The organism is Arthrobacter sp. YAF17 (genome assembly GCF_052113365.1).
Taxonomy (GTDB): Bacteria; Actinomycetota; Actinomycetes; order Actinomycetales; family Micrococcaceae; genus Arthrobacter.
In genome coordinates this window covers 58,091-84,928 of the sequence record NZ_JBFRDB010000002.1, presented here as the reverse complement: position 1 = coordinate 84,928, position 26,838 = coordinate 58,091, and the positions used below count along the sequence as shown (strand labels likewise).

Sequence of the window (26,838 nt, the reverse complement as noted above, 5' to 3'; positions counted from 1 at the left end):
TCACTGGCCGTCACACCCAGCGACGCCACGAGCCAAAGGACAACGATGTCTGAAACCACGATTCCCGGAACCGCCGCCACCGCTGGTGGCGTGCCCGACACCGCTGCCGCGGGGGCAGCCGCCCTGAGTGACCTGGAGATCGCGCAGCGGGCCACCATGCGGCCGATCGAGGAGATTGCCGCCGCTGCCGGGATCAACGCCGAGGCCCTGGACTTCCACGGCCGGTATAAGGCGAAGATCGATCCGGCCAAGCTCACGGGTTCGACGGCGGGCGGCCCGCCGCGTGCCCCCGGCAAGGTGGTGCTGGTCTCCGCGATGTCGCCCACGCCCGCCGGCGAGGGCAAGTCCACCACCACGGTGGGGCTGGCGGACTCCCTGGCCCGGGCCGGCCACAAGGTGATGATTGCCCTGCGCGAACCCTCGCTCGGCCCGATCCTGGGCATGAAGGGCGGCGCCACGGGCGGCGGCTACTCCCAGGTGTTGCCGATGGACGAGATCAACCTGCACTTCACCGGCGACTTCCATGCCGTCACCTCGGCGAACAACGCCCTGATGGCGCTCGTCGACAACCACATCTACCAGGGCAACGAGCTGAACATCGACCCGCGCCGGATGACCTTCAAGCGGGTGCTGGACATGAACGACCGTTCGCTGCGCGAGGTGGTGATCGGCCTGGGCGGCCCGACGCAGGGCATCCCCCGGCAGGACGGCTTCGACATTACCGTGGCCTCGGAGATCATGGCGGTGTTCTGCCTCGCCACGGACCTTTCCGACCTTCGGGAACGGCTGGGCCGGATCACGTTCGGCTACACCTACGACCGGCGGCCGGTCACGGTGGCCGAGCTGGGTGTCCAGGGTGCCCTGACCATGCTTCTCAAGGACGCCATCAAACCGAACCTGGTGCAGACCATCGCAGGGACCCCGGCCCTGGTCCACGGCGGGCCCTTCGCCAACATCGCCCACGGGTGCAATTCCCTGATCGCCACCCAGACGGCCCGCAGCCTCGCTGACATCGTCATCACCGAGGCCGGCTTCGGCGCCGACCTCGGCGCGGAGAAGTACATGGACATCAAGTCCCGCGTCGCCGACGTCGCGCCGTCCGCCGTCGTTGTGGTGGCGACCGTCCGCGCCCTGAAGATGCACGGCGGCATCCCCAAAGACAGGCTGAAGGAACCCAACCTGGACGCGCTGGCTGCCGGCGTCGTCAATCTTCAGCGCCATGTGCGTAACGTGGAGAAGTTCGGGATCACGCCGGTGGTGGCGATCAACAAGTTCGCCACGGACACCGCGGAGGAGCTGGACTGGCTGCTGGAGTGGTGCGCCGCCGAGGGCGTCCAGGCGGCCGTGGCCGATGTCTGGGGCCGCGGCGGGGGCGGCGACGGCGGCGACGAACTCGCTGCCAAGGTGGCCGCGGCGATCGACGCGCCGCACACCTTCCGGCATCTGTACCCGCTGGAGATGTCGGTGGAGGACAAGATCCGGACGATTGTGCAGGAGATCTACGGCGCCGACGGCGTGGATTTCTCCGTCCCGGCGCTCAAGCGGCTCGCGGAAATAGAGAAGAACGGCTGGTCCGGCTTCCCGGTCTGCATGGCGAAGACGCAGTACTCCTTCAGCGACGACGCGAGCAAGCTCGGCGCGCCGAAGGGTTTCACCGTGCACGTCCGCGACCTCATTCCCAAGACCGGAGCCGGCTTCATCGTGGCGCTCACCGGCGCGGTCATGACGATGCCGGGACTGCCCAAGGTCCCGGCCGCGATGCGCATGGACGTCGACGCCGAAGGCAACCCCGTCGGCCTCTTCTAACCCCGTTGCGCTATCACTTTTGGCTGCCATTCCCGGCGGATGGGGACCAAAAGTGATAGCGCAACGGGCCCCTGTGGATAACCGGAGCGGGGATCGGGCGTTCGGATAAGAATGGTCCGCATGCGACCACCTGCTGCCCTGCCGGCCCACCTCGCCTCGGCCCCGTTCACCGTCTATGAGGCGCGGGCCGCGACGCTGGGAACGTCACGGCTCCGCGCTTCCGACCTCGCGACGGCCGGCCGGTTGCTCTACCTGCCCGCCGGCTGGGAGTTCGAGCTCCGCGGCCTGGCCCGTGCCCTTTCGGCCGCGACGCCGGGCGCGTGGATATCGCACGTTACCGCCGCTGTGTTGCTGGGGCTGTGGCTCCCGTCGTGGTTTCGGGGCTGCCGGGAGCTCCATCTCAGCAAGCCGAAGGCCCTGCCGCCCGTCCGGCGCGAGGGCGTTGTGGGGCATACCGTTCTCGCATTCGACGACGAGCTCATGTTCTGGGACGGCATCCGGATTTCAACGCCTGCCCGGACGTGGCTGGACCTTGCCCGTCTCCTGACGTTGGAGGATCTTGTGGCCGTGGGCGACCAGCTGGTGCGGCAGCCCCGCCTGGAGCTGGAGGGCCGTTCGGAGCCAAGGGCGACGCTGCCCCAGCTCGCGGCCATGCTCACCCGGCACCCCAAGTTCAAAGGAATCGTGAAAGCGCGTCAGGCGCTGGAGCTCATCCGGCCCGGCTCCGACTCCGCGCCGGAAACCTTCCTGCGCCTGGCATTGACCGCTGCCGGGCTGCCGGAGCCCGAGCTGCAGCTCAGGGTGGCGCCGGACGACCCTCTCTCCCCCGCTGCCGACCTCGGATACCGGAGGCAAAGGGTTGCAATCCAGTACGACGGCGGCCACCACCTCACGCGCGAACAACAGTCCCGCGACAACCGCCGCGACGAAAAGTTCAACGCGGCAGGCTGGCGCTATTTCAAATTCAACGCGGACGACCTGGCGGATGACTTCCGCGGTGCCGTCCGGCGGGTCCGGCTCGCGCTCCACGGCCGTTAAACGCCGGTTGCCCTATCACTTGTGGCGGCTAAACCGGCTGTTTAGGCGCCGTAAGTGATAGGGCAACTCGAGGGAGGCGGAGGGGGTTAGCGCTCCAGGTCGCCGCGGATGAAGGCCTCGACCTTTTCGCGGGCGAGGTCGTCGTTGAACTGCTCGGGCGGGGACTTCATGAAGTAGCTCGAGGCGGAGAGCAGCGGACCGCCGACCCCGCGATCCAGGCCGATCTTGGCGGCGCGGACGGCGTCGATGATCACGCCGGCGGAGTTGGGCGAGTCCCAGACTTCGAGCTTGTATTCCAGCGACACCGGGGCGTCGCCGAAGTTGCGGCCCTCGAGGCGGACGAAGGCCCACTTGCGGTCATCGAGCCACTGGACGTAGTCCGACGGGCCGATGTGCACGTCCTTGGCCGCGAGCTCGGCTTCCACGTTGGACGTGACGGCCTGTGTCTTGGAGATCTTCTTGGACTCGAGGCGGTCGCGTTCCAGCATGTTCTTGAAGTCCATGTTGCCGCCGACGTTCAGCTGGTACGTGCGGTCCAGGGTGACGCCGCGGTCCTCGAACAGCTTGGCCATGACGCGGTGCGTGATGGTGGCGCCGATCTGGCTCTTGATGTCATCGCCAACGATCGGGACACCCGCGGCGGTGAACTTGTCCGCCCACGCCTTGGTGCCGGCGATAAACACAGGCAGTGCGTTAACGAAGGCCACGCCGGCGTCGATCGCGCACTGGGCGTAGAACTCCGCGGCTTCCTGCGACCCGACCGGCAGGTAGCAGACCATAACGTCAACCTTGGCGTCCTTGAGGGCCTGGACGACGTCGACCGGCTCCTCCGGGGACTGCTCGATGGTCTCGAGGTAGTACTTGCCGAGCCCGTCGAGGGTCGGGCCGCGCTGGACCGTAACGCCGGCCGGCGGGACGTCGGCGATCTTGATGGTGTTGTTTTCGCTGGCCAGGATGGCGGCGGACAGATCCTGGCCAACCTTCTTGGCATCGACGTCGAACGCGGCAACGAACTGGACGTCGTTGACGTGGTACTTGCCGAACTCCACGTGCATCAGACCCGGAATCGTGGCCTGGGGATCGGCATCCCGGTAGTACTCAACGCCCTGGACCAGGGAAGTGGCACAGTTACCTACGCCGACGATTGCAACACGAATCGGATGTGAAGACACGGAACTCCTTTGGGGACAACTTCATATGCCCGGCGCGGAAGTACTCTGATGCACGACGGCGGCAGCGGGCACGGCGCCGTACGGCGCCCTTAGCATTCTAGTCAACAGCGCGGCGGCCCGGGTTGTTCCCGGCCGCCGCGCCGTCGGTGTTACGGGGAGGCGGTGCCGCCTACTTCTGGGCCCACAGGTTGATATCGGACTCGACGGCGAACTCGTCGATCGCCGTCAGCTCCTCCGCGGTGAAGTCGAGGTTGTTGATCGCGGAGAGGGTGTCCTCGAGTTGGCGGACGCTGGACGCGCCGACCAGCGCGGACGTCACTGAAGAACCCTTGCCCTGCTCGCGCAGGATCCAGGCGACGGCCATCTGCGCGAGGGACTGCCCCCGGCTTTCGGCGATCCGGTGCAAACCCCGCACGCGGTCCAGCTTGTCCTCGGTGATGCTGTCCTCGGCCAGGGACTTTTCCTGCGCGGCGCGGGAATCGGCCGGGATCCCGTCCAGGTAGCGGCCGGTCAGCATGCCCTGCGCCAGCGGCGAGAACGCGATCGAGCCCGCCCCCACCTGTTCCAGTGCCTCATAGAGGTTCGGGCTGCCGTTTTCGGTCCAGCGGTTCAGCATGGAGTAGCTCGGCTGGTGGATCAGCAGCGGGGTGCCGAGCTCCTTGAGGATCCGGGCGGCCTCGAGGGTCTGCTCCGGGGTGTAGGAGGAGATGCCGGCGTAGAGGGCCTTCCCGGAGCGGACGGCCTGGTCCAGGGCGCCCATAGTCTCTTCCATCGGCGTTTCCGGGTCCGGGCGGTGGCTGTAGAAGATGTCCACGTAATCCAAGCCCATCCGGTTCAGCGACTGGTCCAGGCTGGCGAGCAGGTATTTGCGGGAGCCCCATTCGCCGAACGGTCCGGGCCACATGTTGTAGCCGGCCTTGGTGGAGATGATCAGTTCGTCACGGTAGGGGGCGAAATCATCCCGGAGGTGCCGGCCGAAGTTGGTCTCCGCGGAACCGGCCGGCGGTCCGTAGTTGTTGGCCAGGTCGAAGTGGTTGACGCCGAGGTCGAAGGCCCGGCGCAGGATGGCGCGCTGGGTTTCGAAGGGCTTGTCGTCGCCAAAGTTGTGCCAGAGGCCGAGCGAGATGGCGGGGAGCTTCAGCCCGCTCCGTCCCACCCGGCGGTAGGGCATGGAGTCGTACCGGGTTCCTGCTGCAACATAAGTCATACGTATTTTCCTGTCTTACTTCGAGATGATGGCGGCACAGTGGCCCGGCAGGTCCAGCTGGCCGCTGTCGAGGCGCACGCCGTCGTCGGTGGCCAGCGTCACTGAGGCTCCGGCAACGGCGAGCCGGTTCGGCCCGGCGGAGAAGTTCATCGCCACCTCCACGCCGCCGCGGCGCAGTCGGAGCCAGCGGTCGGCCTCGCTGAAGGCCACCGCGGTGTCCTCGAAGCCCAGGCCGGCGAGCTCCGGCGTCGAACGGCGCAGCGCGATCAGCCGCCGGTACAGCTCCAGCAGGCGTGCATGGTCACCTTCGCCGGGTTCGGCCCAATTGAGCCGGGAGCGGGTAAAGGTTTCCGGATCCTGCGGGTCCGGCACGACGGCGGGGTCCCAGCCCATCCGCTCGAACTCCCTGATCCGGCCCTCCGCGGTGGCCTTCCCGAGCTCCGGCTCCGGATGCGAGGTGAAGAACTGCCACGGCGTGGTGGCACCGTACTCTTCGCCCATAAACAGCATCGGCGTGAACGGCGAGGTGAGGGTCGCGACGGCGGCGAGCGCCAGCTGCCCGTAGCCCAGCGTCTGGGACAGCCGGTCGCCCGTGGCGCGGTTGCCGATCTGGTCATGGTTCTGGCTGCAGACCACCAGTGCTGCCGGGTGCACCGCCGCCGTGTTGATGGGCCGGCCGTGGTGCCGTCCGCGGAAGCTGGAGTAGCTGCCGTCATGGAAGAAGCCGTCGACCAGGACCTTGGCCAGGGCTTCGAGGGATTCGAAGTCGGCGTAGTAGCCCGTGGCCTCGCCGCTGACGTTGACGTGCACGGCATGGTGGAAGTCATCGCTCCACTGCCCTGCCAGGCCGTAGCCGTTGGCGTCGCGCGGGTAGAGCAGGCGCGGATCGTTGAGGTCCGACTCGGCGATCATCGTGGCGGGGCGTCCGGTCTCGGCGGAGACTTCGTCCGCGAGCGCACCGAACTCCTCCAGCAGGTGGACGGCCCGCTCGTCCTTGAACGCGTGCACGGCATCGAGCCGGAGCCCGTCCACGTGGTAGTCGCGCAGCCACATGGCGGCGTTCTCAAGGATGTAGCGGCGCACGACGTCGGACCCTGGCCCGTCGAGGTTGACCGAGTCTCCCCAGGTGTTGCCCTCCCCCGATTTCAGGTACGGCCCGAAGCGCGGAAGATAGTTTCCGCTGGGTCCGAGGTGGTTGTAGACCACGTCCTGGATGACGCCCAGCCCGGCGGCATGGGCGGCGTCCACGAAGCGCTGGTACGCGGCGGGTCCGCCGTAGCCTTCGTGCACGGCGTACCAGAGGACGCCGTCGTAGCCCCAGTTGTGGGTGCCGTTGAAGCCGTTCACCGGCAGGAGCTCCACGAAATCGACGCCGAGCTCCGTCAGGTAGTCCAGTTTCCCGGCGGCCGCGTCCAGCGTGCCCTCGGGGGTGAACGTCCCCAGGTGCAGCTCGTAGATCACGGCGCCCTGCAGCCCGCGGCCCTGCCACTGCCCGTCCGCCCACTGGTGGCTGCCGGCGTCGAACGTCCGCGACAGGGAGTGGACGCCGTCGGGCTGCCGGCGGGACCGGGGGTCGGGCAGCGGTGTGGTGTCCCCGTCGAGCAGGTACCCGTAGTCCACGTCTCCGGCGGCGGGGGCACCCGGCGCGGTCCACCAGCCGTCCCCGCCGGCACCCCCGTCCCCGTCGCGGCCGGGCCGCCGTGTCATCGGGTACTGCCGGCCGTCGGCAAGCAGCGTCACGGTGCCTGCTTCCGGTGCCCAAAGGTCAAAGCGTTTCTGTCCGTCAGCAGGCAAAGTGATCACAGCTTTCCGTATTTCGGTGGTTCGTTCAGTGCTTGGCAGGTGCCAGCAGGGCAACCGGGTAGCTGGCCAGGATGGCGGCCACGTCCACGGCGCCCGGGCCGAAGGTGGCACCCGTCAGTTCGTCCGTCATTTCCACGGCAAGTTCGACGGCGGTGTCCCGCCAGCCGCCCTGCTGCTCCAGCCCGCGGGGCAGCCGGGTCGCGAGGGTGATGGCCCCCGCGCCCGCATCACCGCCGCGGTCGAAGCCGACCAGGTGCGCGGCGGCCGCCCCGGTGGCGGCCACGGGCCGGTAGCCCGCGAACAGCTCCGGGCGGTCGCGGCGCAGGCGCAGCGCCCGCGACGTGACCAGGAGCTTCGCCGCGTCGTCGGTGTGCGACGCCGGGCGGTCGCCGGCGTCGAGCGCGGCCAGGGCCGCGCGGCGCGCTCCGTAGTCGAACGGCCGCCGGTTGTCCGGGTCGGTCAGCGAACGGTCCCAGAACTCCGTGCCCTGGTAAACGTCGGGGACTCCCGGCATGGTCAGCTGCACCAGCTTGGCGCCCAGCGAATTGACGGCACCATACGGCGCCAGGAGTTCGACCAGGGATTCCAGTTCCGCCCTGACGCCGGGGTTGTCGAAGGCCGCATCGACGACGGCGGCCAGTTTCTCCTCGAATGCGGCGTCGGGGTCGAGCCAGTCGGTCGAGTTCCCGGCTTCCCGGGCAGCCTTCTGGGCATACGACTGCAGGCGCTCACGGTTCGCGGGCCAGGCTCCGGCGATGGCCTGCCACAGCAGGTTGGCGAGCGGCCCGTCAGGCAGCGGTGCCAGTTCCTGGAGCCGGGCCAGGACGGCCTGCCATTCCGGCGCCAGCTCAGCGAGCACGGAGATCCGGGCACGGGTGTCCTCGCTGCGCTTGGTGTCGTGGGTGCTGAGCGTCGTCATGGAGAGCGGTTGCTCGGCTTGGCGGCGGGCCATCCGGTGGTGGAACTCCTCCGGCGCCACCGAGAACTCGGTGGGATCGGCCCCGACCTCGGTCAGGGTGCCCAGCCGGGTGTAGCGGAAGAACGCGGTGTCCTCCACGCCCTTGGCCATGACCATCCCGGAGGTCTGCTGGAAGCGGCGTCCCAGTTCGGCGCCCGGCTTCCGTCCGGCGTCGAGGAGCAGCGGCAGCAGCAGCCCGACGGCGTCGGCAAGCTCAGGACGGCGGCGGACGGCAAGTTCGCACGCCTCCTTCAGGACATCCGCGCCCTCAGGCAGGTAACTGCGGTAGACCGGGAAGGCAGCGATGATCTCGGAAAGCGCGTCGGCGGCCGCGTCTATGCTGAGCCCGGCACCGGACGGCACCAGCCGTGCCAGCCGGAGCATTTCGGAGTGGAGGATCCCGTCCGTGATCCGGCGCTTGGTACCCCGGATCATGTCCTCGTAGTCCGCGGCCTGGCCGCCGCGGAGCCCGGCGTCCAGGGCGTCGAGGTTGTCCTGCCCTGCGGGGTCGACGAAGAGCCGGTCCACGTCCGCGAGGGCGTCGTAGCCGGTGGTGCCCTCGCAGTCGAAACCGGCCGGCAGCACCTCGCCGGGCTCGAGGATCTTCTCGATCAGCAGGTAGCTGCCGCCCGTGACCTCGCGGAGCCGGCGCAGGTAGCCTTCCGGATCGGCCAGCCCGTCCGGGTGGTCGATCCGGAGTCCGTCGACCAGCCCCTCGCGGAACCAGCGCACGATCTCGGCGTGGGCCTCATCGAACACCTCAGGGAGCTCGACCCGGATGCCGGCCAGGCTGTTGACGGCGAAGAACCGGCGGTAGTTCAGTTCATCGTCGGCCCGGCGCCAGCCGACCAGCTCGTAGTGCTGCCGGCTGTGGACCTCGCGGGGGTCATCCGCAGCGGAGTCACCTGCGGTGTAGGTGCCCTCGGCCAGCGGGAAGCGGTGGTCGTAATACCGCAGCTCCCCGTCCTTGATTTCAAGTGCGTCAACGTCGGAGTCCGATCCCAGCACGGGGATCCGGATCCGGCCGCCGCCGAAGTCCCAGTCGACGTCGAACGCCGGGGCGTACCGGGACTGCTGGCCCTCCTTGAGCAGGGACCACCACCACGGGTTCTGCACGGGGGTTGCGACGCCGACATGGTTGGGCACGATGTCGACAAGCACGCCCATCCCGGCGTCCCGCGCTGCCTGCGACACGGCGGCCAGGCCCTCCGGGCCGCCGCGGTCCGGGTCGATCGCGGAGGGGTCGGTGACGTCGTAGCCGTGGTCCGATCCCTTCTCCGCGGTCAGGATCGGCGAGAGGTAGATCCAGTCCACGCCGAGCGACTTCAGGTAGGGCACGGTCCCGGCAGCATCCTGGAGGGTGAAGCCGGGCCTGATCTGAAGCCGGTAGGTGGAAACCGGGGTCCTCATTTGGCGGTGGCCTTCGCAACGGCTTCGGCGGCCTCGTCCTGGGCCTCCACCATCTCCTCGAGTGCCTCCTCGTGCTCTGCCATGGAGGCCAGCGACGCGGCCGCGGAGTAGTCCACCTCCACCTCGGGGCCGGAGTGCGCCCGGAGCACGACCATCGACTTGGCTGCCAGCTTCAGGACGGAACCGGCCTTGAGCGGTTTCTCGGTGTCTGCCTGGTCCGCGGTGTCCACCAGGACGTCCCAGAACTTTGAGTACTCCTCGGCAGGCAGGGCAAAGTCCACGTCGTCGTCGTGGGCATTGAAGGCGAGCACGAAGCTGTCGTCGGTGATGCGGCGGCCGCGGGAGTCCTGTTCCTGGATGCCGTGCCCGTTGTAGAACACGCCGATGGTCCGGCCGAAGCCGCTGCCCCAGTCCTCCGGCAACATTTCGGTGCCGTCCGTTTTCAGCCAGACAATGTCCGGCAGCTTCTCGCCCTCGCCGCGGCGCACGGGGCGTCCGTCGAAGAAGCGGCTGCGCCGGAAGATCGGGTGGTCGCGGCGGATCTTGTTGACGACGGCGGTGAACTCCACCAGCGGCTGGTCCATTGCGTCCCAGTGGATCCAGCTCAGTTCGGAGTCCTGGCAGTACGTGTTGTTGTTGCCCTGCTGGGTGCGGCCCAGTTCGTCACCGTGCAGCAGCATGGGGACACCTTGCGAGAGCAGCAGGGTGGCGATAAAGTTGCGCTGCTGGCGGGCGCGGAGCGTCAGGACGTGGTCGTTGTCCGTGTCCCCCTCTTCGCCGCAGTTCCAGGACCTGTTGTGCGATTCGCCGTCGTTGTTGCCCTCGCCGTTGGCGTCGTTGTGCTTCTCGTTGTAGGAGACGAGATCGCGCATGGTGAAGCCGTCGTGGGCCGTGACGAAGTTGATCGAGGCCACCGGGCGGCGCGCGGAGCTTTCGTACAGGTCTGCGGAGCCGGTCAGGCGGGAGGCGAATTCTCCCAGGGTGGAGGGCTCGCCGCGCCAGAAATCGCGGACGGTGTCGCGGTACTTGCCGTTCCATTCGGTCCATTGCGGCGGGAAGTTGCCCACCTGGTAGCCGCCCGGGCCGATGTCCCACGGCTCGGCGATGAGCTTGACCTGGGAGACGATCGGGTCCTGCTGGATGAGTTCGAAGAAGGTGGACAGCTTGTCCACGTCGTAGAACTCGCGGGCCAGCGTGGAGGCAAGGTCGAAGCGGAAGCCGTCGACGTGCATTTCCGTGACCCAGTAGCGCAGGGAGTCCATGAGCAGCTGGAGCGAGTGCGGGTGCCGGACGTTGAGGGAGTTTCCGGTGCCGGTGTAGTCCATGTAGTGCTTCATGTCATCGTCGACCAGCCGGTAGTAGGCCTGGTTGTCGATGCCCTTGAAGGACAGCGTGGGGCCGAGGTGGTTGCCTTCCGCGGTGTGGTTGTAGACCACATCCAGGATCACTTCCATGCCGGCCTTGTGCAGATCGCGGACCATGGCCTTGAACTCCTGGACCTGGTGCCCCACATCGCCGGAAGAGCTGTAGGTGTTCTGCGGGGCGAAGAAGCCGATGGTGTTGTAGCCCCAGTAGTTGTTGAGGCCCTTTTCCTCGAGCGTGCCGTCGTTGACGAACTGGTGCACGGGCATGAGTTCGATCGCGGTGACGCCGAGCTTCTTGAGGTGCTCAATCACCGCCGGGTGTGCGACGCCGGCATAGGTGCCGCGCTGCTCTTCGGGAACCTCCGGGTGCAGCTCGGTCAAGCCTTTGACGTGGGCCTCGTAAATGACCGACTGGTGGTAAGGGATCCGCAGCTGGCGGTCGCCGTCCCACTCGAAGAACGGGTTGATGACCACGCCGTGCATCGTGTGCGGCGCCGAGTCGGCGTCGTTGCGGGAGTCGGGATCGCCGAATTCGTACGTGAAGAGTGCCGGATCCCAGTCGATCTGGCCCTGGACGGCCTTGGCATACGGGTCCATCAGGAGCTTGTTCGGGTTGAACCGGTTGCCGTGCTCCGGCTCATACGGGCCGTAGACCCGGTAGCCGTACTTCTGTCCGGGCTGGACCTGCGGCAGGTAGCAGTGCCACACGTAGCCGTCCACCTCGGTCAGCTCAATCCGCGTCTCGGTCAGGTCATCAGCCAGGAGGCAGAGCTCCACCCGCTCGGCACGTTCGCTGAACAGGGCAAAGTTAGTGCCAGTGCCGTCAAAGGTGGCTCCCAGCGGGTAAGCCGTTCCGGGCCAGACTTCCATGTGTTCTCCTCGTGCATATGCGGACAATCTCTAGACAGACTACTTGTAAGTAGGGTTATCATCCCTGTCGGGACGCTATGTGCAGCCTTGGTTACATCGCCCTCAGCACCTCAGGGAGTGCCTCCGCGATGCCGCTGGCGCTGACCGGCCCGCCGGCGGAGGCGAGGCTGCCCGCGCGGCCGTGGACGCTGGCGGCCATCGCCGCGATCCCGGCCCAGCGCTCGGCCGCGGAGACGCCAACGGAGTCGAAGGCCCCGGAGTCTTCGGCCAGCTGCGCCAGCAGGGACCCGAGCACACCCGCCAGGACGTCGCCGCTTCCGGCCGTTGCCAGCCAGGGGGTGGCCTCGGCCTGGCTGAAGACGGAACCCGAGGGCGCCGCCACCAGCGTGGTCGCGCCTTTGAGGAGGACTGTGGCCCCGGTCAGCCCACTGGCCCGCCTGGCTGCAGCGAGGGTGGAGTCCTCCACTCCGGTGCGGCCGGGGTCTGCGCCGTATCGGGCCAGCAGCGCGGCAAGTTCGCCGGCATGCGGCGTCAGCACGAACCGGGGATCGAGGTCGCGGGGCAGGGCAGGCAGCGCCCCGGCGTCAGCCACGACCGGCAGCCCGGTGGCTGCGGCTTCCCGGACGCGGTCGAGCTGCTCGGGGGCCTCTTCATCGAGGCCCGGGCCGAGGAGCCAGGCCTGGACATGGGTCTCCGCGGCGCTGCCGGTTCCGCACACGACCTCGGGGCAGGACCGGCGGACCAGGTCGGCGACGTCCGGCGGCCCAAGGTAGCGGACCATGCCCACCCCGGACGCCAGCGCGCCGCGGCAGGCGAGCACCGCCGCGCCGGGGTACCGCTGCGAGCCGGCGACGACGCCCAGGACACCGCGGGAGTACTTGTGGGAGCGCCGCCCGGGATGGGGAAGCAGCACCGAGAGGTCCTCCGCTTCGAGGCGGCGCAGGACCGGCTCAGGCAGGGCAGCCTCGATTCCGATCGGAATGACGTGCACGCGGCCGGCGGTGTCCGCCCCGGGATCGGCCAGCAGTCCGGCTTTGGCCGCCCCGAAGGTGACCGTCAGATCTGCCCGGAGCACCGGGCTGTGGGCTTCGCCGCTATCGGCATCCACGCCGCTGGGAATGTCGCAGGCAACCACGAGTCCCGGACGCGAGCGTCCCAGAGCGTCGATCAGCACGGCGGCCGGCCCCCGGAGCCCGCCCCGCGCGCCGGTGCCCAGGATCGCGTCAATGACGACGTCGGCCCGTGCGGCGGCCGCGGCTGCGGCGTTCGTGTTCTCCGAGGCCAGGCGGAGGACCCGGCCGCCGGCTTTTTCCAGCGCCGCGAGCCCTTCGGCGTGGGCCTCCCCCGCGGTGAGCACCGCCGTCGTCCGCATGCCGCGGCCGGCCAGCATGGCGGCGGCGAACAGCCCGTCCCCGCCGTTGTTTCCCTTGCCGGCGAGCACCGTGACGCTGGCGCCGTATAGGCGCTTCCCGCGGCCCCGGAGTTCCCGAACCACCTCGTTGGCCAGCCCGTAGGCGGCCCGCTGCATAAGAACAGCGCCCATACCGTTGTCCAGGAACGGCTGTTCAGCCGTTCGTATCTGGGTTCCGGTATAGGCGCTGATCATGGTTCAGTCCATTCGCCGTGCAGTCAATGTGGGGAGTGCAGTCGCTGCGGAAAGTCCGGTTCGGTGCGGGCTGGTGACGCTTAGCCCTCGGCGATGACCGTCGCCGTGGCGATGCCGCCGTCGTGGCTCATGGACAAGTGCCAGCGCTTGACGCCCTTCGACTCCGCCACAGCCAGCACAGTGCCTTTGACCTGGACGGTGGGCCCGTTCTGGTCCAGCCCGATCCAGCAGTCCTGCCAGTTCATGCCGGCAGGAGCGCCCAGGACCTTGGCCACAGCCTCCTTGGCCGCGAACCGGGCAGCCAGGGAACGGGTGTTCAGTTCGCGTTCCGCGGGGACGAACAGCCGGTCGCGCAACCCGGGGGTCCGCTCCAACTGCCGGCCGAACCGTTCAATGTCTACGACGTCTACGCCAATGCCAACGATCATGGCGTTATTCTACGGTCACGCTCTTGGCCAGGTTGCGAGGCTGGTCCACGTCGTAACCCTTGGCCGAGGCCAGGGCAAGGGCAAAGATCTGCAGCGGAACCGTGCTGAGCAGCGGAGCCAGCAGTGTGGGGGTCTCCGGGATGTAGAAGACATGCTCGGCGTAGGCCTTGACGGCTTCGTCCCCCTCTTCCGCGATCACGATCGTCTTGGCGCCGCGCGCCCGGACTTCCTGGATGTTGGAGACAACCTTGGAGTGCAGCGAGTCGCGGCCGCGGGGCGAGGGAACCACCACGAAGACGGGCTGGCCCTCCTCGATCAGCGCAATCGGGCCGTGCTTGAGTTCACCGGCGGCAAAGCCCTCGGCGTGGATGTAGGCGAGCTCCTTGAGCTTGAGCGCACCCTCCATCGCCACCGGGAAGCCGACGTGGCGGCCCAGGAACAGCACGGACTTGGCGTCCGCCATGGACTCGCCGAGCTCCTTGATCTGGGCTTCGTTGTCGAGGATCTGCTGGATCTTGGCGGGGATCTTGTTGAGGTCCGCGAGGATGTCCTTGATCTCGCCCTGGAACTTGTTGCCCCGCAGCTGGGCCAGGTAGAGGCCCAGGAGGTAAGCGGCAGTGATCTGTGCCAGGAAGGCCTTGGTGGAGGCGACGGCGATTTCCGGGCCGGCGTGGGTGTACAGCACGGCGTCGGATTCGCGCGGGATGGTCGACCCGTTGGTGTTGCAGATCGAGACGGTCTTGGCGCCCTGTTCCTTGGCGTAGCGGACGGCCATCAGGGTGTCCATGGTCTCGCCCGACTGGGAGATGGAGACAATCAGGGTGTTCTCGTCCACGATCGGGTCGCGGTAGCGGAATTCGTGGGAGAGCTCCACCTCGGTGGGAATCCGGCACCAGTGCTCGATCGCGTACTTGGCGACCTGGCCGGCGTAGGCGGAGGTTCCGCAGGCAAGGACGATGATCTTGTCGACGCTCTTGAGGAGTTCCGGATCGACCCGGAGCTCGTCGAGGGTCAGCTTGCCGTTGATGTCCGAGCGGCCCAGCAGAGTCTGCAGGACGGCGTCCGGCTGGTCGTGGATTTCCTTTTCCATGAAGGACGGGAAGCCGCCCTTTTCCGCCGAGGCAGGGTCCCAGTTGACGTGGTATTCCTTGCCTTCGGCCGGGGCGCCGTAGAAGTCGGTGATCTCAACGGTGTCGGCGGTGATCGTGACAATTTGGTCCTGGCCGAGTTCGACGGCGCGGCGCGTGTAGTCGATGAAGCCGGAGACGTCGGAGCCGAGGAAGTTCTCGCCCTCACCGAGGCCAACGACCAGCGGGGAGTTGCGGCGGGCCGCCACGACGACGTCGGGCTGGTCCGCGTGCACGGCGAGGAGGGTGAAGGCTCCTTCGAGGCGCTGGCAGGCGAGCTGCATGGCCTTCGTGAGGCCGCCGTTGGCGGGGTCGCCCTTGAGCTGGTTCCGGTAGATGTCGCCCAGGAGGGCGGCCGCGACCTCGGTATCGGTTTCGGAGAGGAACGACACGCCCTTGCGCTTGAGTTCCAGCTTCAGCTCGGCGAAGTTTTCGATGATGCCGTTGTGGATCACGGCCAGCTTGCCCCCATCGGCGAGATGCGGGTGCGCGTTCTGGTCCGTCGGGCCGCCGTGGGTCGCCCAGCGTGTGTGACCGATGCCGGTCAGCGATTCCGGCAGCGGGCTGGCCTCGAGCTCGGCAATGAGGTTGCTCAGTTTGCCTGACTTCTTGCGGGAAGAAATCGTTCCGTCGGCTACTACGGCAATGCCCGCAGAGTCGTAGCCCCGGTACTCCAGGCGCCGCAATCCCTCAAGGACAACGTCCAGGGCATTGTGTCCAGTATTTACACGGCCAGCGGAGTGGCCCACATATCCAACGATTCCACACATGGGCTCAAGCCTAGCGGGTTTCCACGAGGGGGGACGTAGGATAAGCGCTCACAACACGCCGCCCGCCGCCTGTGCGGGGTTGTCCGCCGCCCGGCGGGGCCACCCATTTCGCTCTCGGCCCGGCGGAGGGCAGAATCTCTAGGGTGACTTTGCAACGCAATGAAGCGAACGGCGACGGCGGCTCCCCGTTCGTGGAGCTGGACCGGCAGACGTGGTCCCGGCTCGCTGCCCAGATGGAGCAGCCCCTCAACCAGGAGGACGTGCTCCGTCTCCGCGGCCTCGGCGATCCGCTTGACATGAAGGAAATCCGCGAGGTCTACCTCCCGTTGTCCCGGCTGCTTCACCTGTATGTCGAGGCGGCCGGCCAGCTCCATGCGGCAACCACCACCTTCCTGGGCGAGCAGACCCAGCGCACCCCGTTTGTGATAGGCGTCGCCGGTTCGGTGGCTGTGGGCAAGTCGACCATCGCCCGGGTGCTGCGCGAGATGCTCCGCCGCTGGCCCGGGACCCCCAACGTTGAACTCATCACCACGGACGGCTTCCTGTACCCGCTGGCGGAACTCAAGCGGCGCCAGCTCCTTGAACGCAAGGGATTCCCGGAGTCCTATGACCGCCGCGCGCTGCTCCGCTTTGTGAGCGAAATCAAGGGCGGAGCCGAGGAAGTCCGCGCACCCTGGTACTCCCACGTGACCTATGACATCGTCCCCGGGAAGGAAGTAGTGGTGCGCCGCCCCGACGTGCTGATCGTCGAGGGTCTGAACGTCCTGGCGCCGGCCCGTCCGCGGCATGACGGCCGGCAGGGGCTGGCCCTGAGTGACTTCTTCGATTTTTCCATCTATGTTGATGCCAAAACGTCCTACATCGAGGAGTGGTACGTGGACCGCTTCCGCAAACTTCGAACCACGGCGTTCGCCCAGCCGGAGTCCTACTTCCACCGTTACGCGACGCTCTCGGACGCCGAGGCGGAACAGACGGCCCGCGAGATCTGGAAGCGCATCAACGAACCGAACCTTGAGGAGAACGTCCTCCCCACCCGCGGCCGGGCGCAGCTGGTGCTGACCAAGGATGCCGACCACTCCATCCGCCGCATGCTGCTGCGCAAGGTCTAGCACAGGTGTGCTACGACGGGTCCTCGGAACGTCAGGAGGCGCCGGAATCCACCCGACCCGCTCCCAGCAGGCGGGTCTTCGCCCGCCTGCTGCTGGCAGGATCGGGCTTCGCCGCCCTGAGCGCCTGCTCCCCTGAAGCGGCCAGGCCGGCGTCGTCCGCGGCGACGACAACTTTCACCGCGACGCCGTCTGCCACGGCAAGCGCCACGCCGTCGGCGGAGCTTCTGCCGGCCAGTCCCGCACCTGCGGTGCCAAGTACTACATCTCCCGCGGCGCCTTCCGCCGCAGCCGCGCCCCGGCACTCGCTCACCGACCCCGCCAGCCCGTGGGTGGTCGTGAACAAGCACCGGCCTCTCTCCCCCGCCGCGTACGTGCCGGCGGACCTGGTCCAGCCACGCGTGCGACTGGCCACCTCCGGCGAGGCGGCGCTGCTCAACAGCACAACGGCGGCAGCGGCGGAGAGGATGTTCGCGGCCGCCGCAGCCAGCGGAGTCGTCATCACGCTCGCGAGCGGATACCGCTCGTTCAACACCCAGATCGCCACCTACAACAAGTGGGTGCAGGCGGACGGGCAGGCCGCGGCGGACACCGCCTCCGCGCGGCCCGGCTATTCAGAACACCAGACCGGCTGGTCCTTCGACATCGGCGACGGCAGCGGGAGGGCCAGTTTCACGCCAGCGTTCGCCAGCCAGCCGGCAGCCGTCTGGGCGAAGGCCAACGCCCACTTGTTCGGCTTCGTGGTGCGCTACCCCTGGATGTTCCACGAGATCACCGGCTATTACTACGAGCCCTGGCATCTGCGCTACGTGGGCGTGGAAGCGGCCGGCGAGATGAACACCCGGGGGATTGCGACGCTCGAGGAATACTTCGGGCTGGAAGCGGCACCGGCGTACCGTTAGTGGGGCCCCGCGTGCGCCGGCCGCACACGCAGCGCCGCACACCGACACGGAGCCCGGAACTTACCTCCCCGACACAGGGAGTTCACGCGGCCGGGTTAGCTTGGGGACATGCTGACAGGATTCAAGAACTTCATACTCAAGGGCAACGTCGTAGACCTTGCCGTCGCAGTCGTCATCGGCGCCGCATTTGGCGCCGTGGTAACGGCACTCGTCCAAAGCGTCCTGATGCCGTTCATCTCAGGCCTGGTGGGCGCGCCCAACTTCGACAGCTTCGCCGTCGTCACGTTGAACGGCAACGACATCATGTTCGGCGTGCTGCTAACGGCCATCGTCAACTTCCTGCTGGTCGCTGCCGCGATCTACTTCGTAGTGGTCGTGCCCATGAACCACATGATCGAACGGCGCAACCGCCGGCTCGGCATCGACCCGGACGTCAAGGAGGAAGCGGCCGAGGATCCCCAGATCGCGCTGCTGACCGAAATCCGCGACGCCCTCCGCGCGGAGCGAACCCTCTAGCAGCACAACAATGGCGCGTCCCCTTGGCGGGGGACGCGCCATTGTTTTCGTTAATTCGGCCGAATCAGTCGGCGACAAGCTCCAGGGCCAGCTCGGTGCGGACCACCAGCGACAGGCGTTCAGCCACGGCCTGGGCGGTCTCCTGGGATGCCGCCTCGACCATAACGCGCACCACCGGTTCCGTGCCGGAGGGGCGAAGGAGCACGCGGCCGGTATCGCCGAGTTCGGCCTCGGCGAGGGCTACAGCCTCAGCCACGGCTTCATCACCCTTAACCCGGGCGCGGTCCACACCCCGGACGTTGATCAGGACCTGCGGAAGTTTGGTCATCACGGCAGCCAGTTCCTTCAGCGGACGGCCCGTGAGTGCTACCTGCGCCGCAATCTGCAGGCCGGTGAGAACCCCGTCGCCCGTTGTGGCGTGGTCGGCGAAGATCACGTGGCCGGACTGCTCGCCGCCGAGGTTGAAGCCGCCTTCGCGCATCCCTTCCAGGACGTAGCGGTCGCCAACGCCGGTTTCGCGCAGGCTGATGCCGGCTTCGCGCAGGGCGATCTTGAGTCCGAGGTTGCTCATCACGGTGGCGACGAGGACGTCGTCCTTGAGCTTGCCGGAAGCTTTCAGGGCCACCGCGAGGATGGCCATGATCTCATCGCCGTCGACTTCGTTTCCTTCGTGGTCCACAGCAAGGCAGCGGTCGGCATCGCCGTCGTGCGCAATGCCCAGATCGGCACCGTGCTGCAGGACTGCCTGCTTCAGCGGACCCAGGTGGGTGGACCCGACGCCTTCGTTGATGTTCAGGCCGTCCGGTTCGGCTCCGATGACAATGACATCGGCGCCGGCGTCCTTGAAGACCTGGGGGGAACAGCCGCTCGCCGCGCCGTGCGCGCAATCAAGGACAACCTTGAGTCCGTCCAGGCGGTGCGGGAGGGTGCCGAGCAGATGGACGATATAGCGGTCCTCGGCGTCGGAGAAGCGCTGGATCCGGCCAACGTCTCCCCCGACGGGGCGGAAAGGCTCCTTGCCGAGCTGCTCCTCGATGGCGTTCTCCACATCGTCCGGAAGCTTCTGGCCGCCGCGGGCAAAGAACTTGATGCCGTTATCCGGAGCGGGGTTGTGCGAGGCGGAGATCATCACGCCGAAGTCCGCGTCCAGGTCGGCCACCAGATAAGCCGCGGCGGGGGTCGGGAGCACGCCGGCGTCATAGACGTCGATCCCGGAGCTCGAGAGCCCCGCTTCCACCGCGGCCGCAATGAACTCACCGCTGGCGCGGGGGTCCCGGGCCACCACGGCGCGCGGCCGCGTTGCGCTGGTATTGCGGTCATGGCCAAGCACGACGGCGGCGGCCTGGGCCAGCTGCAACGCCAGCTCGGCCGTCAGCAGGCCGTTCGCCAAGCCCCGGACACCATCTGTTCCAAATAATCTAGACATCGGGTCAAGTTTAGACGATGGCAGGAGCAGGTCCGACTTAACGGCGAAAGCCCGCCCCGCAAAGTGCGGGACGGGCTTCCGTGCAAGCGCGATTCGCACTTGGAAGCGGAATTAACGCTTCGGGATCCGAGCGCTGAAAAGCGCCGCGGGTCCCAGCGGGCGGTCGCGTCAGCGGCCGCCTGCTGGGCAGGCGCTTTTTAGCGCTTGGAGTACTGCTGAGCCTTACGGGCCTTCTTGAGACCAGCCTTCTTGCGCTCGATGACGCGGGCGTCACGACGCAGGTAACCGGCCTTCTTCAGGGTGGCGCGGTTGTTCTCGGTGTCGATCTCGTTCAGCGAACGGGCGATGCCGAGGCGCAGGGCACCGGCCTGGCCGGAGATGCCGCCACCGTGGATGCGGGCAATGACGTCGTAGGCGCCATCAAGATCGAGGATCTTGAAGGGCTCGTTGACGTCCTGCTGGTGCAGCTTGTTCGGGAAGTAGTTGGCCAGCTCGCGGCCGTTGATGGTCCACTTGCCGGAGCCCGGTACAACGCGCACGCGGGCAACAGCTTCCTTGCGACGGCCAACTGCAGCGCCGGCAACGGTCAGGGCCGGGCGTTCCTTCTTGGGCGCTTCTGCTTCCGCAGGACCGCTTTCCGAGGTGTAGCTGGTCAGGTTTTCCTCAGCCACAACGGCCTCGGTGGTCTCTTCGTTCTGAGCCACGATTCTCCTTGTATAGATAAGTTGTTTGGTGGCCAGGACTACTGGGCGACCTGGGTGATTTCGAAAGTCTTGGGCTGCTGGGCGGCGTGGGGGTGCTCGGCACCCTTGTAGACCTTCAGCTTGCCCAGCTGCTGCGCAGCGAGGGAGTTCTTCGGGAGCATGCCCTTGATGGCCTTCTCCACGGCGCGGACCGGGTTGGATTCCAGGAGCTCCGCGTAGTTGACGGAGGTCAGGCCGCCCGGGTAACCGGAGTGGCGGTATGCGCGCTTCTGCTCCAGCTTGGCGCCGGTGAGGGCAACCTTTTCAGCGTTAATGATGATGACGAAGTCGCCCATGTCCATGTGGGACGCAAAGGTGGCCTTGTGCTTGCCGCGCAGCAGGATTGCGGTCTGGCTGGCAAGACGACCAAGGACAACGTCGGTGGCGTCAATGACGTGCCACTGGCGGTTGATATCGCCGGGCTTCGGGGTGTACGTACGCACGGTGTTTGCCTCGTTCTTGTTCTGGCGTTCTTGTTTTAGGCGTCACTCGAAGGTGCACCTACTATCTATGCGCTACCGGAACAGAGGTGAGGGCTCTATGTAACCAGTCATCCTGAGGTCTCGAATGTGCACGTTGAGTAGTCATCCTGCAACCGGATTCCCAAGCGGGCACGCATCATCGAGAAGGACACGCACAACGACTACCAAGAATAGCCGATGACGTGTCACTGGGTCAAAATGGGGTGTCCGGATGCATCTCGCCCGCCCCGGCCCGCCGCATCCCAGGAGGAACCGTGTTCGACACCGCCGCCGCTGACTCCGCAACGCCGCTGTTTATTGCCGGGATCGGGCTGGCCGGCGCGGGCCTGGGGTTACTGGCCGGACTGTTCACCGGCCGCGCCCTCCCCCAGCTGGCCGGCGACGCCTCCAGCCGGGCGAGAATTACGACGGCGGCGGTCACCTTTGTTCTCTCGGCGCTGCTGGCGTGGCGTTTCGGCGCGGCCGCCGAACTGCCGGCCTATCTGGTCCTGGCCGTCGTCGGAGTGCAACTCGCCCGCATCGACCTGCTGCACCACCTGCTTCCGAATCGGCTGGTGTTCCCCCTACTGGGTGCCGGGCTGCTCCTGCTTTCAATATCAGCTGTGGGCGCCGGCGAGGGGGGAAACCTGCTCCGCGGCGCAACCGGCGCCGTCACAATGTTCGTTTTGTACCTCATTCTGGCTCTGACCAGCGGAAACGGCCTCGGAATGGGCGATGTAAAGCTCGCGGCACCACTTGGACTGTACTTGGGCTACCTAGGCTGGCCGCAATTGTTCTACGGCGGAGCCCTGGGCTTCGTGGCGGGCGGCCTGGCCTCCGTGATCCTGATAGCGAAAAACCGCGGAAACAAGCCACGGGAAGTCCCCTACGGCCCCTCCATGCTGGCGGCCGGGCTCGGCGTTATCCTGCTTCTTCGCTAACTCCTGTCACTCCTGCACCTCCCGCACTCACTAGTAAGCAGGCGTATCAAAACAAGTAGTTGCCGATCGACCGTCGGCACCAACTGAGTACTCCGTCAAATGACCACAGGTGTTGGCCTCATTTTGCTCCCAAGAAGTCGAGTATCTGCCGGCATTGCATGCCCGATAATTGCCGTGCAAATGTTGTCCCAACGGACCTCCAGCAAATAAGCACAGGGGGATTTGCCGGCATCCGTTTCATATTCAAATCTCTGGAAAAGGAAAATGAAATGACTGGTCTCATGGTCTCAATGCTCACTTTTATCTCCGGCGTCAAAAACAAACTCGAATCCGAAAAGGGTGCCACCGCCGTTGAATACGGCCTGCTGGTTGYTCTGGTCGCAGCCATCATCATCGGCGTCGTGACAATCCTGGGAACACAGATCCAGGCCGCGTTCCAGACGGTCGTCAACGGCCTGCCGCCGGTCGCCCCCAAAGCGGGCTAGCAGGACTCCTTTCATAAGCCCAGCGGCAGGACGCGGCGCCTCGGACACCACCTCCGCAGCCACCGCTTCTGCCGCTGGGCTTTCGCTGGTTCGGCTACAAGGGATCCCAGCTAACGTCACAAGGTTCAAAACCAGGGTCGGTGCCGGCGGAATAGCGGCCGGCAATTACCCCCTCTCCTTAGTTTCTTGACCCGGACTTTTCGTATCAGGGAAAAAGGGAATACGGCCAGCGGTCCGCTACGTTCAGATGGTTCGTCTCAGCGGACCTTCTGACGCTTCTAGGGCAACCAATAACCGGACCAGCGCCCAAAGAGCACCGCCAAAAGAGGCTCGGCACATACTGAGTCATTATTGAAAGGCCTGGAAGTGAAAACTCGCCTGYTGGGAGGCATTGTCGCACTTGTGCTGGCATTAGTTGGCACAGTGCTATTGGTCTCATACGTTCAAGCATCGGAAGCCCGGGCCCAGCAGGGCCTGAAACCCGTTGAAGTACTCGTGGTCCAGAACCAGATCCCCCAAGGATCCGATCTTGGCCAGATCACATCCGCAGTCAAACTCACCTCACTGCCCTCCGGGTCAGTACCGGACGGTGCCCTGAAGAGCCTGGACGGGCTGACGGGACAGGTGGCGGCGGTTGATCTGCTTCCCGGGGAGACACTGCTGGGTGCCAGGCTCGTGGCTCCGGACAGCCTGTCCGCGCCGGGTTCCGCCGCTGTTCCCTCCGGGATGCAGGAGATCTCGGTCCAGCTTGAGGCGCAGCAGGTTGTCGGTGGCCGAGTCGCCGCCGGAGACACCGTGGGCATAGTCGTCCTCTTTGACAAGGGCGCACTCAAGGACTCCCCGGATCTCGAATCCGGCCAGCAGGTCTTTCACAAGGTCCTGGTAACGAGCGTGCAGCGGTCGATGCCCAGGGAGTCCGCCGGCAGCGACCCTGCCACCCAAGCCAATACGGAGTTGCCCACCGGACAGCTGATCGTGACCTTTGCACGAGACGAGGCCGATTCCGTGAAGATCGCCTTCGCCGCCAAATTCGGAAGCTTGTGGCTCACCAAGGAGCCGTCCACGGCCACCGAAGGCACCCCGGTCATTGTGAAGAAGCCGGAGCTGTACCGATGAGCCGCTTCGTACTGATCACGTCAGATCCAGCCTTCGAACGGCGCGTAAGGCAGGCGGCCGCCGGATTGCACGGCACGTTTCACGCAATAGCGGCCGACTACCTTCCGCCTGGTCCCGACGACCTGCTCAAGGTCCTCAACGGCGACCCTGTCGAAGTCATCATGCTTGGGCCGGGGCTCCCGCTGGAAGATTCCCTCCGTCTGGCCAGCCTTTTTGACCTCCAGTACCCGGAAGTCAGCATGGTCCTGGTCGTCGAAGATGGAGAAGGAATCGCCCTTCCCGCCATGCGGGCCGGCATCAGGGACCTGCTCCAGCCGGGTTCCGATATCCAGACCATCCGCTCGCTGCTGGAACGGGCCAGTCTGGCAGCCGCGGGACGGCGTCGCGGGCTGGGGAACTCCGTCGAGGGACAGCCCCAGAGTGGCCGGATCATCGCGGTCATGTCCCCCAAGGGCGGGGTGGGCAAAACAACCATCACCACCAACCTTGCGGTGGGCTTGGGCAAAAGTGCTCCCATGAAAGTCGTGGTGGTTGATCTTGACCTCCAGTTCGGCGATGTTGCTTCAGGGCTGATGTTGGAACCGGAGAAGACGTTGGCAGATGCGGTGGTCGGGGCAGCGGTCCTGGACAGCGTGGTGCTGAAGTCCTATCTAACGTTGCATCCTTCTGGCATCTACGCCCTTTGTGCCCCTCTCCGGCCTGCCGACGCCGACCAGATATCGGGCGAACAGGTAGGCCGGCTCCTGAGCCAGTTGTCCAACGAATTCCAGTACGTGGTGGTCGACACCGCACCGGGCCTGGGCGAGCACGTTCTTGCAACTCTGGAACTGGCCACCGATGCTGTCTGGGTTTGTGGCATGGACATTCCGAGCATCCGGGGACTGCGCGCCGGGTTCGGCGTCCTCGCCGACCTCGATCTTGTGCCGGCGAACCGCCACGTCGTGCTCAACTTCGCAGATCGACGGACCGGGCTGACGCTGAAAGACGTTGAGGCCACCATTGGATGTTCCGTGGACGTCGTTCTGCCTCGATCGCGGGCCGTGCCCTACTCCACGAACAAGGGCGTTCCACTTCTGGAGGACGGCAGCAGGGACCCGGTGACCAAAGGACTGCGGCAGTTCGCGGAAAGGTTCAGCGGGGGCGGGAATCCCCGACCCAACAAGAAACTTCACGGAAGGGCCGGAGTCGTATGAACCTCACCGAGCGTTTCGAATCCCTCCGGGGCGGCAACCCCGAGGCTTCGTCGACTCCACGACCGTCCGGCGGACCCTGGGCCGTCGGATCTGCGGACGCTGCCCCGTTGACTTCCAGCGCTGCCGAGCCGAGAATCCCAGGCGCGGACGCCAACGACGCCCTGAACGCAGTCAAGGACCGCGCAAGCGCCGCTCTGTACGAGCGTATGGGTGGACGCATCACCGACCCGACGCTCGACGAGTCGGAGCTGCAAAGCTACGTCAAAGAAGAGCTGCGGGCCATCGTGGAAGAAGACGACATTCCCTTGACTGCCGCCGAACGGCACAGGCTGGTCCAGGAGATCATCGACGATGTTTTGGGACTCGGGCCCCTTCAGAAGTTCCTGAATGAGTCGGCAGTTTCCGAAATAATGGTCAACGGACCGGAACGGGTGTACGTAGAGCGCGAGGGCAAATTGACCCTGACAAATGCTCGGTTCAGCTCGGAAGACCACCTGCGCCGGATCATCGAACGAATCGTCACCAAGGTCGGACGGCGGATCGACGAGTCTTCCCCGATGGTGGACGCCCGCCTCGCCGACGGATCACGCGTCAACGCGATCATCCCCCCGCTGGCAGTGAACGGTGCATCGCTGACGATTCGGAAATTCGGGCAGGTGCCCTTGACCGTCGACAACTTGATCTCCTTCGGAACCTTGACTCCGGAAATGGCGGAGCTGCTGCAGGCCTGTGTTCAGGCCCGGCTGAATATCCTGGTCTCCGGCGGCACGGGCACAGGAAAAACGACCCTCCTCAACGTCCTCTCCTCCTTCCTGCCGGACGACGAACGCATTGTCACCATCGAAGACGCCGTCGAACTCCAATTGCAGCAGGGCCATGTGGTGCGGCTGGAAAGCCGGCCCCGGAACATCGAGGGCAAGGGCGAGATTTCCATTCGCGATCTGGTCAAGAATTCCCTCCGCATGAGGCCGGACCGGATTGTCATCGGCGAGGTCCGCGGCGGCGAATCACTCGACATGTTGCAGGCAATGAACACCGGACACGATGGATCGATTTCCACCGTGCACGCCAACTCTCCCCGTGATGCCATTGCACGCCTTGAAACCTTGGTGCTCATGGCCGGCATGGACCTGCCTCTGCGCGCAATTCGCGAACAGATCGCATCGGCCATCAACCTCATCGTCCACATCTCCCGGCTCAGGGACGGTACGCGGCGCATCACGCACGTCACCGAGGTCCAGGGCATGGAAGGCGACATCGTCACTCTCCAGGATGCCTTCACCTTCGACTACAGCGCAGGCCTCGACGCGCAGGGGCGGTTCCTCGGCCGCCCCACGCCCACCGGCGTCAGGCCGCGCTTTGCGGAACACTTCGCAGAGCTGGGAATCACACTGTCGCCGGCCGTCTTCGGAACCTCACACGGGGGCGGTGGCTACCGGTGAATCCATCGAGTCCTATCTTCTTCGCACTAGGTGTTGGGCTTTGCCTTGTAGCTCTGTCCATCCTGCTGTTCTCCACCCTCGGGATAGGAAAGAAGGGGATCGCTTTGTCGCGACGGCGGCCAGGGGGCGGGGAAGACGACTCACTGCTTGCCCGGGTGGCGGAGTCAGCAGTCACCTTCGTGGATGGAAAGGTCAGCCGGAATGCCCGCTTCGGTGCAAAGGAGTCACTGGAGCAGGCCGGCCTACGCATCCGGCCCGCGGACTTCATCCTGCTTGTCTGCTGCATCGGCGTTACAGCGGGCCTGGTCGGATTCGTCGCAGGCGGAGTTCTCACGGGGCTCTTGCTGCTTGGGACCACTCCCGTGGGTGCCGTGGTCTTCCTGAGAATTCTTGCCAACCGTCGGCGCGCGAAATTCGAGGATCAGCTTGGAGACACCCTGCAAATGCTCGCGGGAGGGCTGCGGGCCGGCCACAGCCTTTTGCGGTCGGTCGACGCCGTAGCCAAAGAGGCTGAGTCCCCCACAGCGGAGGAGTTCGCCCGTCTAGTCAATGAAACGCGGTTAGGTCGTGACCTGAAGGACTCGATGCTGGATGCTGCCAGGCGCCTTCAGAGCGAGGATTTCGACTGGACCGGGCAAGCCATCGAGATCCACCGCGAAGTCGGCGGCGACCTGGCGGAAGTCCTCGACCACGTGGGTGAAACCATCCGCGAACGCTCGGAAATCAAGGGACAGGTCCAGTCCTTGAGCGCCGAGGGCAAACTTTCTGCATACATCCTGATTGCCCTGCCCGTCGGCATGTTCCTGTATCTCAGCGCCGCCAATCCCGCGTATATGGGGACCCTGTACACAGATGTCCTGGGCTGGGCAATGCTCGGCGGTTCAGTGGTGCTGCTGGCCCTGGGTTCCTGGTGGCTCAGCCGCATCRTGAAGATCAAGTTCTAGGAGG

The 26,838-nt window shown here is 66.1% G+C and carries 23 protein-coding genes; 11 read left to right on the top strand and 12 right to left on the bottom strand.

The window, feature by feature from the left end:
• Nucleotides 1-45 precede the first annotated feature (45 nt).
• Nucleotides 46-1,806 (top strand): formate--tetrahydrofolate ligase, encoded by a 1,761-nt coding sequence (locus tag AB4Y67_RS03410; RefSeq protein ID WP_441404389.1) that lies wholly within the window; start codon nt 46-48, stop codon nt 1,804-1,806.
• Between the two features lie 120 nt (nt 1,807-1,926).
• A complete protein-coding gene (locus AB4Y67_RS03405) occupies nt 1,927-2,844 on the top strand; it encodes a DUF559 domain-containing protein (RefSeq protein ID WP_441404388.1) in 918 nt (305 codons plus the stop codon).
• 86 nt (nt 2,845-2,930) lie between these two features.
• On the opposite strand, the gene AB4Y67_RS03400 is transcribed toward AB4Y67_RS03405, so the two are convergent.
• From AB4Y67_RS03400 to glmS, 8 genes are all read right to left on the bottom strand, one after another.
• A complete protein-coding gene (locus AB4Y67_RS03400; RefSeq protein WP_441404387.1) occupies nt 2,931-4,016 on the bottom strand; it encodes an inositol-3-phosphate synthase in 1,086 nt (361 codons plus the stop codon).
• Between the two features lie 169 nt (nt 4,017-4,185).
• Nucleotides 4,186-5,223, bottom strand: coding sequence for an L-glyceraldehyde 3-phosphate reductase (gene mgrA, locus AB4Y67_RS03395; protein WP_441404386.1), 1,038 nt, complete (start codon nt 5,221-5,223; stop codon nt 4,186-4,188).
• Between the two features lie 15 nt (nt 5,224-5,238).
• Complete coding sequence (gene treZ / locus AB4Y67_RS03390; RefSeq protein WP_441404510.1) at nt 5,239-7,023, bottom strand: malto-oligosyltrehalose trehalohydrolase; 1,785 nt, start codon at nt 7,021-7,023, stop codon at nt 5,239-5,241.
• Nucleotides 7,024-7,051: 28 nt separating this feature from the next.
• Nucleotides 7,052-9,394, bottom strand: a complete 2,343-nt coding sequence (treY, locus tag AB4Y67_RS03385; protein ID WP_441404385.1) for a malto-oligosyltrehalose synthase — start codon at nt 9,392-9,394, stop codon at nt 7,052-7,054.
• Nucleotides 9,391-11,628: a glycogen debranching protein GlgX gene (gene glgX, locus AB4Y67_RS03380; protein ID WP_441404384.1), complete on the bottom strand. Its 2,238-nt coding sequence runs from the start codon at nt 11,626-11,628 to the stop codon at nt 9,391-9,393. Before glgX ends, treY begins: the two co-directional genes overlap by 4 nt.
• Before the next feature lie 91 nt (nt 11,629-11,719).
• Nucleotides 11,720-13,234 (bottom strand): NAD(P)H-hydrate epimerase, encoded by a 1,515-nt coding sequence (locus tag AB4Y67_RS03375; protein WP_441404383.1) that lies wholly within the window; start codon nt 13,232-13,234, stop codon nt 11,720-11,722.
• Nucleotides 13,235-13,314: 80 nt separating this feature from the next.
• Nucleotides 13,315-13,662 (bottom strand): holo-ACP synthase, encoded by a 348-nt coding sequence (locus AB4Y67_RS03370; RefSeq protein ID WP_024366340.1) that lies wholly within the window; start codon nt 13,660-13,662, stop codon nt 13,315-13,317.
• A 4-nt stretch (nt 13,663-13,666) separates the two neighbouring features.
• Complete coding sequence (gene glmS, locus AB4Y67_RS03365) at nt 13,667-15,559, bottom strand: glutamine--fructose-6-phosphate transaminase (isomerizing) (RefSeq protein WP_441404382.1); 1,893 nt, start codon at nt 15,557-15,559, stop codon at nt 13,667-13,669.
• 143 nt (nt 15,560-15,702) lie between these two features.
• On the opposite strand from glmS, the gene coaA reads away from it, so the two are divergent.
• Nucleotides 15,703-16,668, top strand: coding sequence for a type I pantothenate kinase (gene coaA / locus AB4Y67_RS03360; RefSeq protein WP_346925930.1), 966 nt, complete (start codon nt 15,703-15,705; stop codon nt 16,666-16,668).
• A 31-nt stretch (nt 16,669-16,699) separates the two neighbouring features.
• Here the strand turns inward: coaA and AB4Y67_RS03355 are convergent, their stop codons facing one another.
• Nucleotides 16,700-17,011 (bottom strand): hypothetical protein, encoded by a 312-nt coding sequence (locus tag AB4Y67_RS03355; RefSeq protein WP_441404381.1) that lies wholly within the window; start codon nt 17,009-17,011, stop codon nt 16,700-16,702.
• On the opposite strand from AB4Y67_RS03355, the gene AB4Y67_RS03350 reads away from it, so the two are divergent.
• Both AB4Y67_RS03350 and mscL read left to right on the top strand, forming a co-directional pair.
• Nucleotides 17,004-17,567 (top strand): M15 family metallopeptidase, encoded by a 564-nt coding sequence (locus tag AB4Y67_RS03350; protein ID WP_441404380.1) that lies wholly within the window; start codon nt 17,004-17,006, stop codon nt 17,565-17,567. The genes AB4Y67_RS03355 and AB4Y67_RS03350 overlap by 8 nt on opposite strands.
• Nucleotides 17,568-17,675: 108 nt before the next feature.
• Complete coding sequence (mscL, locus tag AB4Y67_RS03345; RefSeq protein ID WP_441404379.1) at nt 17,676-18,083, top strand: large conductance mechanosensitive channel protein MscL; 408 nt, start codon at nt 17,676-17,678, stop codon at nt 18,081-18,083.
• A 64-nt stretch (nt 18,084-18,147) separates the two neighbouring features.
• Here mscL and glmM read toward each other — a convergent pair whose 3' ends face one another.
• From glmM to rplM, 3 genes are all read right to left on the bottom strand, one after another.
• Nucleotides 18,148-19,509, bottom strand: coding sequence for a phosphoglucosamine mutase (gene glmM, locus AB4Y67_RS03340; RefSeq protein ID WP_441404378.1), 1,362 nt, complete (start codon nt 19,507-19,509; stop codon nt 18,148-18,150).
• Between the two features lie 197 nt (nt 19,510-19,706).
• Nucleotides 19,707-20,213 (bottom strand): 30S ribosomal protein S9, encoded by a 507-nt coding sequence (rpsI, locus tag AB4Y67_RS03335; RefSeq protein ID WP_120951090.1) that lies wholly within the window; start codon nt 20,211-20,213, stop codon nt 19,707-19,709.
• 38 nt (nt 20,214-20,251) lie between these two features.
• A complete protein-coding gene (gene rplM, locus AB4Y67_RS03330) occupies nt 20,252-20,695 on the bottom strand; it encodes a 50S ribosomal protein L13 (RefSeq protein ID WP_056425332.1) in 444 nt (147 codons plus the stop codon).
• 293 nt (nt 20,696-20,988) lie between these two features.
• Here rplM and AB4Y67_RS03325 point away from each other — a divergent pair, with 293 nt between their 5' ends.
• From AB4Y67_RS03325 to AB4Y67_RS03300, 6 genes are all read left to right on the top strand, one after another.
• Entirely contained in the window at nt 20,989-21,654 is a 666-nt protein-coding gene (locus AB4Y67_RS03325; RefSeq protein WP_441404377.1) for a prepilin peptidase, read from the top strand.
• A gap of 269 nt (nt 21,655-21,923) precedes the next feature.
• Entirely contained in the window at nt 21,924-22,139 is a 216-nt protein-coding gene (locus tag AB4Y67_RS03320) for a Flp family type IVb pilin (protein WP_441404376.1), read from the top strand.
• A 366-nt stretch (nt 22,140-22,505) separates the two neighbouring features.
• A complete protein-coding gene (gene cpaB, locus AB4Y67_RS03315; protein ID WP_441404375.1) occupies nt 22,506-23,255 on the top strand; it encodes a Flp pilus assembly protein CpaB in 750 nt (249 codons plus the stop codon).
• The gene (locus AB4Y67_RS03310; RefSeq protein ID WP_441404374.1) at nt 23,252-24,448 is read left to right on the top strand and encodes an AAA family ATPase; all 1,197 of its coding nucleotides are present in this window, start codon (nt 23,252-23,254) and stop codon (nt 24,446-24,448) included. Before cpaB ends, AB4Y67_RS03310 begins: the two co-directional genes overlap by 4 nt.
• Nucleotides 24,445-25,890, top strand: a complete 1,446-nt coding sequence (locus tag AB4Y67_RS03305; RefSeq protein ID WP_441404373.1) for a CpaF family protein — start codon at nt 24,445-24,447, stop codon at nt 25,888-25,890. The genes AB4Y67_RS03310 and AB4Y67_RS03305 overlap by 4 nt, the downstream gene beginning before the upstream one ends.
• 155 nt (nt 25,891-26,045) lie before the next feature.
• Complete coding sequence (locus AB4Y67_RS03300; protein ID WP_441404372.1) at nt 26,046-26,834, top strand: type II secretion system F family protein; 789 nt, start codon at nt 26,046-26,048, stop codon at nt 26,832-26,834.
• Nucleotides 26,835-26,838 lie beyond the last annotated feature (4 nt).

Bases quoted from the DNA above. Each gene is read 5' to 3' on its own strand.
- AB4Y67_RS03410 (WP_441404389.1), top strand. From the start codon at position 46: ATGTCTGAAACCACGATTCCCGGAACCGCCGCCACCGCTGGTGGCGTG.
- AB4Y67_RS03405 (WP_441404388.1), top strand. From the start codon at position 1,927: ATGCGACCACCTGCTGCCCTGCCGGCCCACCTCGCCTCGGCCCCGTTC.
- mgrA (WP_441404386.1), bottom strand. From the start codon at position 5,223: ATGACTTATGTTGCAGCAGGAACCCGGTACGACTCCATGCCCTACCGC.
- treY (WP_441404385.1), bottom strand. From the start codon at position 9,394: ATGAGGACCCCGGTTTCCACCTACCGGCTTCAGATCAGGCCCGGCTTC.
- glgX (WP_441404384.1), bottom strand. From the start codon at position 11,628: ATGGAAGTCTGGCCCGGAACGGCTTACCCGCTGGGAGCCACCTTTGAC.
- AB4Y67_RS03375 (WP_441404383.1), bottom strand. From the start codon at position 13,234: ATGATCAGCGCCTATACCGGAACCCAGATACGAACGGCTGAACAGCCG.
- AB4Y67_RS03370 (WP_024366340.1), bottom strand. From the start codon at position 13,662: ATGATCGTTGGCATTGGCGTAGACGTCGTAGACATTGAACGGTTCGGC.
- glmS (WP_441404382.1), bottom strand. From the start codon at position 15,559: ATGTGTGGAATCGTTGGATATGTGGGCCACTCCGCTGGCCGTGTAAAT.
- mscL (WP_441404379.1), top strand. From the start codon at position 17,676: ATGCTGACAGGATTCAAGAACTTCATACTCAAGGGCAACGTCGTAGAC.
- glmM (WP_441404378.1), bottom strand. From the start codon at position 19,509: ATGTCTAGATTATTTGGAACAGATGGTGTCCGGGGCTTGGCGAACGGC.
- AB4Y67_RS03310 (WP_441404374.1), top strand. From the start codon at position 23,252: ATGAGCCGCTTCGTACTGATCACGTCAGATCCAGCCTTCGAACGGCGC.
- AB4Y67_RS03305 (WP_441404373.1), top strand. From the start codon at position 24,445: ATGAACCTCACCGAGCGTTTCGAATCCCTCCGGGGCGGCAACCCCGAG.